Source organism: Ottowia thiooxydans, from assembly GCF_040548795.1.
GTDB classification, from domain to species: Bacteria; Pseudomonadota; Gammaproteobacteria; order Burkholderiales; family Burkholderiaceae_C; genus Ottowia; species Ottowia thiooxydans_A.
In genome coordinates this window covers 1-12,407 of record NZ_JBEPSH010000007.1, presented here as the reverse complement: position 1 = coordinate 12,407, position 12,407 = coordinate 1, and the positions used below count along the sequence as shown (strand labels likewise).

The following is a 12,407-nucleotide window of genomic DNA, read 5'->3' as shown; positions in this document are numbered from 1 at the left end:
ATGCTAGCTCGTCCGAGCTGGTGCAACAATTTAAAAATTGCACCATTTGCATTAGCGGGGCTAATGTTTTTGGCGGGGGAGCGAGTGTGGGGTGGTGACCTTCACGTCTTGTGAGCCCAACGGAAAGGGCGCGCGCAGGGCGAACGCGTGCTTCGGCGTCCGGCAGCACTGTGAAGTTGATTCGAAGGCTGCCATATCTTCGCCATGCTCTGGCGCTGCCGCCCTGGCTTTGGCAGGATGCATGTCGAGCCTGGCTGGCTTAGGCTTAACGGTTGCTTCTGTAGCCTGTGGCTGGCTGCGGGCTAGATGCGGGCTGCCGCGGGTCTTAGCCAATTTCGGAGGTGTTCGAACGCGTGTCGGGTGAGCGGATTCACCACGTTGCTGCGTACATATAACCGATACACCAGATCAGGCAAGGCTGGCATGCCGTCGGCTGGGCCCAGAACGCGGAGGGTCGAGTCCAGCTGTTCGACGCCCCGGCATGTGACGCCGAGACCTGCTCGCAAGGCGGCTCGAATTCCGATCAGGCTGGTAGAGCTGGATCTTTGAGTCCATGCCATTCCCGCTGCGTCGAGTGCTTCCTGCCCGATCTTGCGAAATATGCTGGGGCCGTCCGCTTCAATCAAGGGAATGGGCTTGGTCGCATCATGTACATAAGAGGATCCGCACAACCAGGCATTCGGGGAATTGCGCAGCAGGATGCCCTCGAACTCGGCGTCTGTACGGTTGCTGACGATCATGTCGAGCTCACTGCGTTTGAGGGCTTCCATCAGAAATGGACTGCGACCCACCTCAATTTCGAGTTGAACGTTTGGCAGATTGCGCGCCACTTCCGCCAACAAGGGGGGCAATATGGTGTCGGCTACGTCGTGGGGAGCGCCAATCCGCAAGATCCCTTCCACCTGACCGCGTCGGAGGCTTTGCATGGCCTCGTCATTGACGGCAAGTAGGTGGCGCGCATAGGTCAACAAGCGCTCACCTTGTTGTGTCAGGCGCTTCTGGCGGCCGTGCTTCAAGAATATGGAGTGGCCAATTTGCTCCTCGAGTCTTTGCATCTGCTGCGTGATAGCAGATTGCGTTCGACCAAGCTGGACGGCGGCTGAGGCAAAGCTGCCATGGGCCGTGATGGCGACGAGTGAACGCAGCAACTCAAGATCGAAGGTGGTCATTCATTAATTGTATTGAAGTATTTTCCTGAATATCTAAATTGCTTGGCGTCCTTGGCAGACATATATTCAGTATGGACTTATTCAATATGGATCAATGAATCATGCCCACTTTGACTGAACAGCGCCATCAAGAGGTGGCTACGGCAATTTCCGAGATGAGACGCTTCGTAGAGGGCCAAGAACCTACTCGTGAACGCCTGGCGCCAGTACTTGCAGCACTGGAGGAATTGGCATCGAACACAGCGCTTTGGGATGACGCCACCTTTCCTGCCCCGGAGCAAGGCGAGCATCAGGCTCGCTACTTGATTGCTGAAGATGATGACAACAGCTTTGCCCTGTATCTCAACGTGATGCGGCCAGGCAAGAAGATCGTTCCGCATAACCACACGACCTGGGCATGCATTGCCGCAGTGAAAGGGACTGAGACCAATCGAGTCTACGAACGCACGGATGATGGGAGCGTTCCGGGCGTAGGGCATTTGCGAGTGACTGACACGGTTGTGGTTGAACCCGGTCGAGGAATTGCGCTATTGCCGGAAGACATCCACTCGGTGGAGATCGAGGGGAATCAGGTCATTCGTCATTTGCATATGTATGGGCGGGCCTTGGAGGTGCTCAATTCCCGTACGGCGTATGACTTGGTCGCAGGTACCTATCAAACCATGGGGCTTGGAGTTCCAACCCGTCGATAGAGCCTATTGCACGCTCGCCCGCTGGTGTTCGGCTAGCCAGTCATCCCTGAAACACGCCCCCTCGATATCGACCTCAATTTCTTTCCCATGACGTCTTTTCTGAGTCCTCAAACCTTGAAATCGTGGCTGCACGATGGTGGCGAAATAGCTTTGCTCGATGTGCGGGAGCACGGGCAGTATGGCGAATCCCACCTTTTCTACGGGGTGCCTCTGCCCTATAGCCGACTTGAGGTCGATGTGGGTCGCCTGGTGCCACGTCAATCTGCCCGAGTGGTGGTCTATGACAGTGGAGACGTGGATACGGATAACGTGGCCATCAGGTCCGCTGCACAGCTGAAACGCATCGGATATTCGGACGTTCATGTTCTCGAAGGCGGAACCCGCGCGTGGAAAGAGGCGGGTTTTATTCTCTTCGCCGGCGTCAATCTGCCCTCCAAGACATTTGGGGAGCTTGCGGAGCACGCTTACGGCACCCCCCGGGTGACAGCCAGACAGTTGGCAGCGATGTTGAAGAGTGACCACCCGCCTGTGGTGCTGGACGGACGCCCGCTGAATGAGTTCAAAAAGATGAGTATTCCCAGTGCCACCTGCTGTCCGAATGGGGAGTTGGCCTATCGCGTGAAAAACCTGGTACCTGACGATTCCACGCCGATCGTGATCAACTGTGCCGGCCGCACGCGCAGCATCATCGGCGCGCAAACACTCATCAATTTGGGTGTGGAAAATCCCGTGTTTGCACTGGAGAATGGCACGCAGGGGTGGTTTCTTGAGGACCTGGGCCTTGAGCATGGAAGTTCTCGTCGCTACAAGCCTGACGCTGGCAACTTGGTCCTGCTTGGTGCGGCCAACCAGTTGGCAGAGCGTTTTGGCGTACCTCGAGTCGAGGCCACGACCGTTCAAGCTTGGGCTTCTGACGATAGTCGAACCACGTTCCTATGCGATGTGCGCTCACCGGAGGAATTTGCAGCAGGCAGCTTGAGCGGCGCTCAATCTGCTCCTGGAGGTCAGCTCCTCCAAGCTGGCGATCAGTATTTTGGCGTCAGGGGGGCTCGCCTGGTGCTGTTTGATGATGATGGTGTAAGAGCGCCGACCGCAGCCAGCTGGTTGCGACAGATGGGTCATGACGCGAGCGTGCTGATCGACGGCATGAGCAGTGGTCTGGCATTTCCGGCAGCGCAGCAGCCTGCAGTTTCGGCGCTGGGCAGCATCAAACCTCATGAGTTATTGGCTTTGCTGCCAACGGGCAAGGTGTCAGTGATGGACCTCCGCTCTTCCGTGGAGTTTCGAAAAAGGCATATTACGGGGGCTAGCTGGTCAATCCGTCCACGCATTGCTGAGTTGCTCAAGCCTGAGAGCGCGCAGGTCGTCCTGGTGGCGGACGATCCACTACTGGCTGCTTGGGCGGCATCTTCTGAATGGCCATCGGGGGCACTTGCGCCGCTTCTGCTTTCCGGCAGCATCGCGGACTGGGAGGAGGTTGGACTCCCTATGGAATCCACCCCCTCAGAGCCAGCAGATATCGAATGCATTGACTATCTTTTCTTCGTCCATGATAGGCACGATGGCAACAAGGAGGCCGCTCGGCGCTACCTCGCTTGGGAAACTGGCCTGGTGGCCCAACTGGATGGTCCCGAACGTCAAGCGTTTCGCCTGCCAATGACCCCGGCAGAATCACGCAACGAAGATGAACTTCCTGACAGGAGCCACTCGCTGTAACTTGGGGTTTATCAAGGTTTTCACGGTTCCAGGGCTTGGAGTTGTTTCTCATGTCAAAGTCTTCATCGTTGCAGACACGTTTGCTCCACGCGGGAAAGTCGCCCGCATATTCTGGTGGCATAGCGGTCAATCAGCCCGTAGTGCGGGCGAGTACCGTCCTGTTCGCCAATACAGCGGAGCAGCGCGAAATGCGCAGTCGTCGTGGCAGTGAGCGAATATTCAGCTATGGTGCTCGCGGCACCCCAACGACGTTTGCGCTCGAAGATGTCCTGAGCGAGTTGGAAGGTGCATGGCGGACACGGCTGTTTCCGACCGGGTTGGCTGCCATCGGGATGACGCTGCTTGCATATCTCAAGCCAGGTGATCACTTTCTGATGGCAGACAGCGTCTACGAGCCGGCTCGCGCCTTGGCTCAGGGATTTTTGAAGCAGCATGGGATTGCCTGCACTTTCTTTGCCGCCGATGGCCTGGACCTGCAAGCCAAGTGGCAAGACAACACCAAGCTGGTCTACGTCGAGTGCCCCGGCTCCCTTGTCTACGAGATGTGTGATTTGCTTGCCATTTCGGCCTATGCTCACACACGCGGCGCGTTGGTCGTTGCAGACAATACATGGGGCTCTGGTGTTCAATACCAGCCCCTTCAGCTCGGAGCGGATGTCTCATTGCTCGCCGCAACAAAGTACCTATCTGGCCACTCGGACGTCATGATGGGGGCCGTCTCTACCAAGCAAGCGTGCTGGTCGGCATTGAACGAGTGTTGCGACGCGTTCGGCATGACAGTCAGCCCTGACGATGCGTGGTTGGTGATGAGAGGCGTGAGAAGCATGGCGGCACGGCTTCAGATGCACGAGCGGCATGCGATGGAGATCGCAAACTGGCTGCAGGCAAGGCCGGAGGTGCCCACCGTGTTCTGTCCTGCACTGCCGGAGCACCCGGGACACGAGCTATGGAAGCGAGATTGCTCCGGAACGAATGGACTGATTTCCTTCGAACTGACCCCGGGAACAGATGATGCGACAGTTGATCGCTTGATCGATGGATTGACGCTCTTCGGGATTGGTGCCTCTTGGGGCGGTTACGAGAGCTTGGTGACCGTCGCGCACATGAACAAAGCGCGAACGGTTTCTGATTGGAGCAAGCGAGGTCCTGTCGTGCGCCTGCACATCGGTCTGGAAGACCCAGCAGATCTGATCGCTGACCTTGAAACCGGTTTCGCCAGATTGCAGGCCTGAAGGATTGTCCGCTCCCTTACTGTTGAGAAGCTGGCGGAGCTTGCACTAGCCCGGCTCTGCCGCATCGTGCTCGGGTCTGGCTGGTTTTCCTGATTCGCTTCCTAGTTGCCAGAAAATCCAGGCAGTCCATGCGGTGATGATGCCGATGCACAGGAATGTGGCGCGAAACGCACTCAGTGCCTCGCGGGGGTCCGGTGTGGCAAACCAGCCCTGAAACAGCGCCAATAAGGCTGCAGCCACTGTAACGCCCAGACTCATGGACAGCATCTGTACCATGGACAGCATGCCATTTCCGCTGCTGGCGCGTGAGGTATCCAGGTCTTTCAAGGTCACGGTATTCATGGCGGTGAACTGCATGGAATTGACGGCACCAAAGCACGCCATCTGCAAGATGCGCAGCCACAGCGGTTGTCCGGGAGACATCAGCGCGAAACTGGCAATCATGATGCCCAGTAAAAGCGTGTTGCCCGCCAATACTTTGCGATACCCGAACTTTTTGATGATGCGTGTGGTGGAGCGTTTCATCGCCATGCTCGCCAGCGCGACGGGCAGCATCAGCATGCCGGCTTGCGACGGGCTGTAGCCCATGCTGAGTTGCATGGTGAGCGGGATCAAGTAGGGCATGGCGCCCGAGCCTATGCGCGCGAACAGATTGCCCAGCAAACCTACCCGAAAGCTCTGAACTTGAAAAAGGCGGGGGGAGAACAAGGGGGCAGGGTGCTTGAGCGCGTGCAGCCAGTATGCCGCCAGCGCGGCAAGGCCGCCCAGCAGCAGCACCAGTACAGTGGCCTGGCGCAAGCCCAGGCTGGAGAGGCCGTCCATGGCCACCGAGATCGCCAGCATGGAGCCAGTCAACAGCAGGTAGCCTGACAGGTCAAAGCGCTGCAGGTCGCTGCCGCGCAGATTGGGCATCCATCGAAACGTCGCCAGCGCGCCAAGAATGCCGACGGGCAGGTTGATGAGAAAGATCCAGTGCCAAGACAGGGTTTCGACAATCCAGCCGCCCAGTGTGGGGCCTATCAAGGGGCCAATCAGACCTGGGATGGCAACGAAGCTCATTGCATCCAGGAATTTGTCGCGTGGAATTCCGCGCAAGACGGTCAAACGCCCCACTGGCAGTAACATGGCGCCGCCTGCGCCTTGCAGCACCCGGGCTGCTACCAACTGATCCAGCTGGGTGGAAGCAGCGCATGCTGCGGAGCCCAGGGTAAACAGCACAATCGCTCCAAAGAAAACCCGCTGTGTGCCAAACCGATCGGCCAGCCAGCCAGAAGCGGGTATCAGTGCCGCCATGGTCAGTGCGTAGGCAACCACCACCGACTGCATGCGCAAAGGGCTTTCGCCGAGGTTTCTGGCCATGGTGGGCAGCGCCGTGTTGACGATGGTGCCGTCCAGGGTTTGCATGAAAAACCCGACGGCGACGAGCCATAGCAAGGCGCGGGGTGAATGGGTGGGGGCAGAGAGGTGCATGAGGCAGGCCGCAAAAGGGCAGCTGCCGATGATAGCGATTGATCCGGCATAGCCGAGCCAAGGGCGCGTGACGCCTTAAATCAGAAATGAACCTCTCCGCCTTCATTCAGGACAGCAGAGAGCTCTATAAGTTCCCGGATTTTTGTTTCCTGTTTGGAAAAAGTCTTGTTCCTGCCAGGTGGTTTTAAACACGACGCTTCAGGCGCAAACTACGTCTTACGGAGTCGGCCACAAGCCTTCCAGGGTGAAACCCTCTCCGCGGTGAGAACGGAAACTGAACCGGACTCAACGAAGAGCAGGTTGCCAGATCGGCAGTCTCGTTGAATAAAGATCGAACTAAAAGGAAAAAATCATGCAAGTCAAAAATATCGCCCTCGCCACTTTGCTGACCGCTGTTTTCGCAGGCAATGCGTTCGCAGCCCAGCCAGTTTCCGGCGAAGGTCCGCTGTTTTTGAATGAAGGTGTCGCTACCAGCACGCTGAGCCGCGATGCTGTTCGCCAAGAGGCTATTGCCAATCCACCAGCTGCAGGCGCCTACACAGCCGTGGCAGCACGTGCGGCAACACCATCCAGCCAGTTCTCCCGCGCTCAAGTGCGTGAGAACACCCGCGAAGCGATTGCCGGTGGCTTCCGTGTGAAAAGCGGCGAAATGAGCTGAAACTGGTAGCTTCCGAGGAAGCTACCCGTAGCTTGATGGCCTCATAGCCTGAGACGGGCTACATAAAAAACGAGATGCGCAGGCATCTCGTTTTGCTTTATAGGGCTGCGTTTTTTGGGCAGCTTAATTGGGGTAGCGCGTTATTCAGGCAAATACGCCAGCAGTCTCGCCCATGCGCGCCGACACTTCGCCCAGGTGGTGCATGGTGTCGCCATAAGTCATTTCAAGCTGCGTGAGCTTCTTGAAGTAGTGGCTGCCGACATACTCGTCCGTCACCCCGATACCACCGTGCAGCTGCACCGATTGCTGGCTGACATAGCGCAGCGATTGCCCCAGTTGCACCTTGGCGCGTGAGAGGGCCTGGCGACGTTCCGCCGCAGGTTCACCCAGTTTGAGACTGGCGTAATAACTCATGCTGCGGGCCAGCTCCAACTGCATTTTCATGTCCGCCACGCGATGGCGGAGGGCTTGAAAGCTGGCAATCGTGACGCCGAACTGCTTGCGCTGGTTCATATAGTCAACCGTCAGTGCAAGCGTTTTTTCCATCGCACCCACGCCTTCAGCACAAACGCTGGCAATGCCGATATCCACTGTGCGGGTCAACGCGTCGAGACCGCTGGCGGTGATGAGCTGGGCGGGCGCCTTGTCCAGCTTGAGATCTGCAGCACGCGCTTCGTCCTGGGTGGCGTAGCCGCGGGTGCTGACGCCTTGGGCGCTGCGTTCGACCAGAAAAATCGCCAGAGTCCCATCCAGCAGGGCGGGTACCAGGAAGGCATCAGCCTGATCACCTGCTGGGACAATGTTCTTCAGGCCGGTGACTTCATAAGCAGAGCCGTTCTTGGTGGCCTGGGTTTCGCAGACATCGAGCCGGTAGCGCGCCTTGCGTTCCTGATGAGCCAGCACGACCAGCGCTTCACCGCTGGCAATGCGCGGCAGCCAGTGCTCCTTCAGCGCAGAGGGAGCCTGGTCCTGGATGAGTGCGCCGGCCATGAAGGCCTGAGCCAGCGGCTCACAGACGATGCCACGGCCTAGCTCTTCCATGGCCACCATGGCTTCGACAGGGCCCATGCCCAGGCCACCATGCTCTTCACTGATGTAGATGCCAGCCAGGCCCAGTTCGGCCAGTTCGTTGTACACCTTGCGGTCAAATCCGCCGGCTTCAACAATTTTGCGGCGTTGCTCGAAGTCGTAGCTCTTTTCTACCCATTTAGCGACGGCGTCTCTGAGGGCTTGTTGGTCGTCGGAGAAATCGAAGTCCATGTTTCTCTGCCTTTGATCTAATTCGTTATGTCAAGCTGCCGCCGCGGGAGATCCCTCGGGGGCCAGGGTTCACTCAGGAACTGGCTGCCCGCGCTTTGGCGTAGGCAGCTCACAGCTTCAGCCGAGCACCGTTTGTGCAACGATGTTGCGTTGCACTTCGTTGGATCCGCCATAGATGGTGGTCTTGCGGAAGTTGAAGTAGTTGGGTGCCAGAGATGCATTGCCGACGACACCGCCGGGGAATCCTTGTAGTACGCCTGTAGCCGACTGATCGCCTTGCCAGCCCGCTTCCATGGCTTCGAAAATGAAGGGCAGGCTGTAAGGCCCGGCTGCCAGCATCATCAGTTCGGTGTAGCGCTGCTGGATTTCACTGCCTTTGATCTTGAGAAGTCCGGCGATATCGAGCGAATTCTTGCCTGATTTTTCGGCAGACAACACTCGCAGCACCAGCATTTCCAGGGCCACCACGTCAATTTCGAGCAGCGCGATCTGGTCGCGAAAACGCTGGTCTTCGTACACGCCTTCGGCCTGGGCGATACGCTTTAAGCGTTCGAGCTCACGCTTGGCGCGATTGACGTCAGCGATATTGGTGCGTTCGTGGCTGAGCAGGTGCTTGGCGTACGTCCAGCCCTTGTTCTCTTCCCCGATCAGGTTCTCGACGGGGACCTCGACGTTGTCAAAAAACACGTCGTTCACTTCGCATTCGCCGTCGAGCAGCTTGATAGGCCGCACGCTGACACCTGGCGACTTCATGTCGATCAGGAGAAAAGAAATGCCTGTTTGCGGCTTGCCTTCGCTGCTGGTGCGCACCAGGTTGAACATCCATTCGCCATACTGGCCCAGGGTGGTCCAGGTTTTTTGGCCGTTCACGATGTATTTGTCACCTTGGCGCTCAGCCTTGGTGCGTACTGAAGCCAGGTCGGAACCTGAACCTGGTTCGCTGTAGCCCTGACTCCACCAGACTTCGCCGCTGGCGATGCCGGGCAGAAAGCGTTCCTGCTGGGCTTTGTTGCCAAAGGCCATGATCACCGGGGCCACCATCACCGGGCCAAACGGCACGATGCGAGGCGCGCCGGCCATGGCGAGTTCTTCCTCAAAGAGGTGTTTCTGGACGGCGTTCCAGCCGGGGCCGCCGAATTGCGACGGCCAACCGTAGCCCAGCCAGCCTTTCTTGCCCAGAATCTTGGCCCATGCCTGCATATCCTCGCGTGTCAGGCGCTGAGCGTTGTGCACCTTGTCTGAAATTTCTTTCGGCAGTGCTTGCGCAACCCAGGCGCGAATGTCTTCGCGAAATTGCTGTTCTTCAGGGGTAAATGCGAGATCCATCAATTTGTCTCCGTGTGGTCTTCGTTTGTAGCATGAGTTTCGGGTGCCGGCGACACCCCAAGCTCTGAATAAAGGCGTGCCACCATCTGCTTGAGCTGTGACACTTCAGATTCCAACACCGAAATCCGCGCACTCAAGCCGCTAGCCGATGCCGCAGCACCAGGCCCCGCACCCGTTGGGACGGTCGTGGATTCATCCACCGGTCCGCACAGCAGATGGGCCCAGCGGTCTTCGCGTGTTCCGGGTGCGCGAGGCAGGCGCACCACGAGCGGTCCGCCTTTTTCCTCTGAACGCTCACGCAATTCATCCAGGAAGCCCTCTACGGACGAGATGTCCGCGAAGCGATACCAGCGATCTGAGTTGATGCGCAACTCGCCTGCCGTTTGCGGTCCTCGCAGCATCAACAGGCCCAGCAGCACCGCAGACTGCTCGGGAACGCCCACGCCACGTTGAAAATTGTGTTCGAAGCGGGCTACCCGACCACCAGCGGCTTCTCTCACGAGTTCGATGCTGCGAAGATCATCGAGCGCCTCCTGAGCCTCGCCTTCGGTCACGTTCATGACGGGCTCGCGGCTGGTTTTCTGATTGCAACCCGTCACTACGCCGTTGAGCGACAGTGGATAAGTGTCGGGGACGGTGCGCGCTTTTTCCATCAAAGTGGCCAATACGCGCGCTTCTATGGGTGTCAGATGGCGAAGGCTCATAGGGCAAGCATAATCGCCCCGCAAGACCCCATGAAAAACATCGTCATTCTGATATCTGGCACCGGCTCCAACATGGCCGCCATTATGCGTGCCGCCGAACGCGAGCGCTGGCCGGAACGCCTGGGTGCCCGCGTGGCGGCGGTGATCAGCAACCGGCCCGACGCCCAGGGCTTGCAAGTGGCCAATGAAGCAGGCATTGCAACTTCAGTGGTGGATCACAAAGCCTACGAAGGGCGCGAGGCGTTTGATGCAGCCTTGCGGACCGCCATCGATGCGCATGCACCTGCATTGGTGGTGCTGGCCGGCTTTATGCGTATTCTCACCCCGGCGTTTGTGGAGCACTATGCCGGACGCATGATCAATATCCATCCGTCCTTGCTGCCTGCATTTCCCGGTTTGCACACGCATCAGCGTGCCATAGACGCCGGTTGCCGAGTGGCGGGGGTCACGGTGCACATGGTCACGGCAGAGCTTGACCATGGGCCCATACTGGCGCAGGCCGCAGTGCCCGTGTTGGACGGAGACACATCCGATACGCTGGCCGCACGGGTATTGGCGCATGAGCACGTTATTTACCCGCGTGCGGTCGCCAGTTTGCTTAAAAAGCTTTAATAAAATTTGATATTTTTATGAGTATAAATATCAAATAATGAAAAATAATTAAATACCGCATGTCTCCCAAGGCTCTTCTTTCTACGACCTCCGAACTGTTGCGATTGGCGCTGACGTTCGAGCATCCATTTGACGCCGTGGTGCAGCGCTTCTTCCGTGAGCAGCGGGCACTGGGCCCGCGAGAGCGTGCGGTCGTGGCGGATGCCGCTTATGCAGTGCTGCGGCGCAAACGCTGGTTTGAGCATCTGGCCAAAAGTGGCAAAGGCCCGCGCGAGCGCCGTCTCGCATTGCTGGCGCTCGCCCTGCACGAGCCAGATGACAGCCGATGGGCTTCTGCCCTGGAAGCTGATGAAGCGGACTGGTTGTCCCGTTCCCGCCTTGCCGCGCAGGCGCCCCTGGCTGATTGGCCTGCAGAGTGCCGTCACAACTTGCCCGACTGGTTGGCTGAGCGCCTTCAAGCTCAGGTCGGAGAAGAATTTTCACCATTGGCTGATGCCCTGCTGACTTCTGCGCCACTGGATCTGCGCGTCAACCTGCTCAAGGACAAGCGGCCCAAGGTGATGGCGGAACTGGTTAAAGACGCCGTCGAATGCGAATTGACCCCGTATTCGCCTTGGGGACTGCGCTTGCAAGGCAAACCCTCGCTCACGCGTTTGAATGCCTTCCAAAGCGGTGCCATAGAAGTGCAGGATGAAGGCTCTCAACTTCTGGCTCTGCTGCTCGACGCACGGCGCGGGGAATTGGTGGGCGATTTTTGTGCGGGTGCCGGGGGCAAGACATTGGCCATCGGCGTCGCCATGCGCAACACCGGACGACTGTACGCATTTGATACTTCTGCCCATCGCTTGCAGGCCCTGCAGCCCCGCTTGGCCAAGAGTGGCCTGGACATCGTCTACCCAAGTGCCATCGCGCACGAGACTGACGAACGTGTCACACGCCTGGCTGGCAAGCTCGACCGTGTGCTGGTCGATGCCCCTTGCTCAGGGCTAGGTACCTTGCGTCGAAGCCCGGACCTGAAATGGCGCACCTCCCTGGCTGAAGTACAGGCCCTGCAGCAGCGCCAGCAGGCCATACTTACCGCCGCCGCGCGCCTTCTCAAGCCTGGTGGCCGACTGGTTTATGCCACCTGCAGCCTTCTTGAAGAAGAAAACGAAGCCGTGGCCAAAGCGTTTGGCGCAGCCCACCGCGGGTTCTCGCCCGTGCCCGTCTCGCAGGTACTCGGCGACTTGCGCGTACCTCAGGCTGATGGTCTTTGCACTCCGGATGGCCAATATCTTCGTTTATGGCCTCATCGGCACGCCACCGACGGTTTTTTTGCGGCCATTTGGACGCGGAACTAGGGCGTGTCATCAATTAAACCGCCCACGCGTTGCCAAGCCAGGGGGGGCCAGGCTAGGCGTGGCGAGCGCCGTGTACTACTGTACACAAGCGAGCCACAACAACGCATGGCGCCCCCTGACCTGGCAACCCTTCGGGCTGGCTCGCCCTGCGGCGTCTACTTTGTCGCCAGCCTTGACCGTAGATCACTACGGCCTGCGCCTGCCTTCGCGTATCCATCCTCAGGGCGA

The 12,407-nt window shown here is 58.4% G+C and carries 11 protein-coding genes; 6 read left to right on the top strand and 5 right to left on the bottom strand.

Features of this window, described 5'->3' with window-relative positions:
• Positions 1 to 302: 302 nt before the first annotated feature.
• The gene (locus ABIE13_RS17170; RefSeq protein WP_354445653.1) at positions 303 to 1,169 is read right to left on the bottom strand and encodes a LysR substrate-binding domain-containing protein; all 867 of its coding nucleotides are present in this window, start codon (positions 1,167 to 1,169) and stop codon (positions 303 to 305) included.
• Positions 1,170 to 1,270: 101 nt separating this feature from the next.
• Between ABIE13_RS17170 and ABIE13_RS17165 the strand changes: the two genes are divergently transcribed.
• The 3 genes from ABIE13_RS17165 (at position 1,271) to metC (ending at position 4,809) form a co-directional block, all read left to right on the top strand.
• Positions 1,271 to 1,861 (top strand): cysteine dioxygenase family protein, encoded by a 591-nt coding sequence (locus ABIE13_RS17165; RefSeq protein WP_354445651.1) that lies wholly within the window; start codon positions 1,271 to 1,273, stop codon positions 1,859 to 1,861.
• Positions 1,862 to 1,948: 87 nt separating this feature from the next.
• A complete protein-coding gene (locus ABIE13_RS17160) occupies positions 1,949 to 3,577 on the top strand; it encodes a rhodanese-like domain-containing protein (RefSeq protein WP_354445649.1) in 1,629 nt (542 codons plus the stop codon).
• 50 nt (positions 3,578 to 3,627) lie between these two features.
• A complete protein-coding gene (metC, locus tag ABIE13_RS17155) occupies positions 3,628 to 4,809 on the top strand; it encodes a cystathionine beta-lyase (protein WP_354445647.1) in 1,182 nt (393 codons plus the stop codon).
• A 45-nt stretch (positions 4,810 to 4,854) separates the two neighbouring features.
• Here the strand turns inward: metC and mdtD are convergent, their stop codons facing one another.
• Positions 4,855 to 6,279, bottom strand: coding sequence for a multidrug transporter subunit MdtD (gene mdtD / locus ABIE13_RS17150; RefSeq protein ID WP_354445645.1), 1,425 nt, complete (start codon positions 6,277 to 6,279; stop codon positions 4,855 to 4,857).
• A 352-nt stretch (positions 6,280 to 6,631) separates the two neighbouring features.
• On the opposite strand from mdtD, the gene ABIE13_RS17145 reads away from it, so the two are divergent.
• Complete coding sequence (locus tag ABIE13_RS17145) at positions 6,632 to 6,937, top strand: hypothetical protein (protein ID WP_354445644.1); 306 nt, start codon at positions 6,632 to 6,634, stop codon at positions 6,935 to 6,937.
• Positions 6,938 to 7,081: 144 nt separating this feature from the next.
• Here ABIE13_RS17145 and ABIE13_RS17140 read toward each other — a convergent pair whose 3' ends face one another.
• The 3 genes from ABIE13_RS17140 to ABIE13_RS17130 all read right to left on the bottom strand — a co-directional run bounded on the left by ABIE13_RS17140 (position 7,082) and on the right by ABIE13_RS17130 (position 10,227).
• Entirely contained in the window at positions 7,082 to 8,197 is a 1,116-nt protein-coding gene (locus ABIE13_RS17140; RefSeq protein ID WP_354445642.1) for an acyl-CoA dehydrogenase family protein, read from the bottom strand.
• 117 nt (positions 8,198 to 8,314) lie between these two features.
• Positions 8,315 to 9,523, bottom strand: a complete 1,209-nt coding sequence (locus ABIE13_RS17135; RefSeq protein WP_354445640.1) for an acyl-CoA dehydrogenase family protein — start codon at positions 9,521 to 9,523, stop codon at positions 8,315 to 8,317.
• Entirely contained in the window at positions 9,523 to 10,227 is a 705-nt protein-coding gene (locus tag ABIE13_RS17130; RefSeq protein WP_354445638.1) for a YceH family protein, read from the bottom strand. The genes ABIE13_RS17135 and ABIE13_RS17130 overlap by 1 nt, the downstream gene beginning before the upstream one ends.
• Positions 10,228 to 10,257: 30 nt before the next feature.
• On the opposite strand from ABIE13_RS17130, the gene purN reads away from it, so the two are divergent.
• On the top strand, positions 10,258 to 10,839 hold the full coding sequence (gene purN, locus ABIE13_RS17125; RefSeq protein WP_354445636.1) for a phosphoribosylglycinamide formyltransferase: 582 nt from the start codon (positions 10,258 to 10,260) through the stop codon (positions 10,837 to 10,839).
• A 59-nt stretch (positions 10,840 to 10,898) separates the two neighbouring features.
• Complete coding sequence (locus ABIE13_RS17120) at positions 10,899 to 12,179, top strand: RsmB/NOP family class I SAM-dependent RNA methyltransferase (RefSeq protein ID WP_354445634.1); 1,281 nt, start codon at positions 10,899 to 10,901, stop codon at positions 12,177 to 12,179.
• Positions 12,180 to 12,407 lie beyond the last annotated feature (228 nt).